This window comes from Vibrio sp. Vb1554 (genome assembly GCF_033344235.1).
In genome coordinates, this window is the sequence record NZ_JAWPOJ010000493.1 from 1 (window position 1) to 1,012 (window position 1,012).

Consider the following 1,012-nt stretch of genomic DNA (forward strand, 5'->3'; position numbering starts at 1 on the left):
CGTGTTGCGAAACAGCCCACATGTGCTGCTAATTGGTGAGGGGGCTGAGAAATTCGCTTTTGAACAGGGCCACGTTTACACCGAACAAGATTACTTCTTCACAAATCGCCGTTATGAACAGCTGCTCTCAATGCGTGAGAAAGGTTTGTTTGCGTTATCTGAGTCTCGTTACCCGGATGATCGTAAACACGGCACCGTAGGCGCAGTGGCGCTAGACCAGCAAGGCAACTTAGCTGCGGCGACCAGTACGGGTGGGGTAACCAATAAGCAATATGGTCGTGTTGGAGATTCTGCACTGATAGGCTGTGGCACGGTGGCTGAGAATGGCGTGGTGGCAGTTTCAACTACGGGTGTTGGTGAGTTCTTTATTCGTAAACGTGTTGCGGAAGATGTAGCAGCACGTATGCGTTATTTGCAAGAGGACGTACATACCGCGTGTGAAGCCATTATTCAGGGAGATCTCAAAACCATGGGCGGAGAAGGTGGCCTGATTGCCATTGATGCGAATGGGGCGTTGCATTTCGCTATGAACAGTTCGGGGATGTATCGTGCGGGTATCAATACTCGTGGTGAGTTGAGTGTGAAAATCTACGCTAACGACTAACCGTTCGATTATTTCACGACGAGCAACCGTGCAATTACAACAAAGCCCAGCATAAGTCTGGGCTTTGTTTTGTCTTTCGCGTATTGATCAGTAATGCGGCGGCGGTGGCTCGTTGGCTGGATCTTCCATATTCGAAGAATCCATATTTTTCACTTTGCCTACTACGTACTTCATTTGATCTTGCATCTTCGTGATCTGCAATTGTTGTTGTGACAATGCACTGTTCAGATCTTCGATTGTTTGCTCTTGGAACGCCACCTGACACTCTAAGTCGTTGATGCGTGCTTCCAATTGCTCAATGAGTTTTTCTGTCATGACCCGTTCTCTAGTTGCCAAGCTTGGGCGATGCCCGCCGATGTGGCAGTAATTACACGTTGCTTAGAATCAAAGGCAGCATCATACACGACC

The 1,012-nt window shown here is 48.5% G+C and carries 2 protein-coding genes; one reads left to right on the top strand and one right to left on the bottom strand.

What is annotated here, in order from left to right; genetic code table 11:
• On the top strand, nt 1-604 hold a 604-nt coding region (locus tag R8N28_RS27300), incomplete at its 5' end, for an isoaspartyl peptidase/L-asparaginase family protein (RefSeq protein WP_318183928.1).
• An 87-nt stretch (nt 605-691) separates the two neighbouring features.
• Here R8N28_RS27300 and R8N28_RS27305 read toward each other — a convergent pair.
• Nucleotides 692-919, bottom strand: coding sequence for a SlyX family protein (locus R8N28_RS27305; protein ID WP_005458294.1), 228 nt, complete (start codon nt 917-919; stop codon nt 692-694).
• Between the last annotated feature and the right edge of the window lie 93 nt (nt 920-1,012).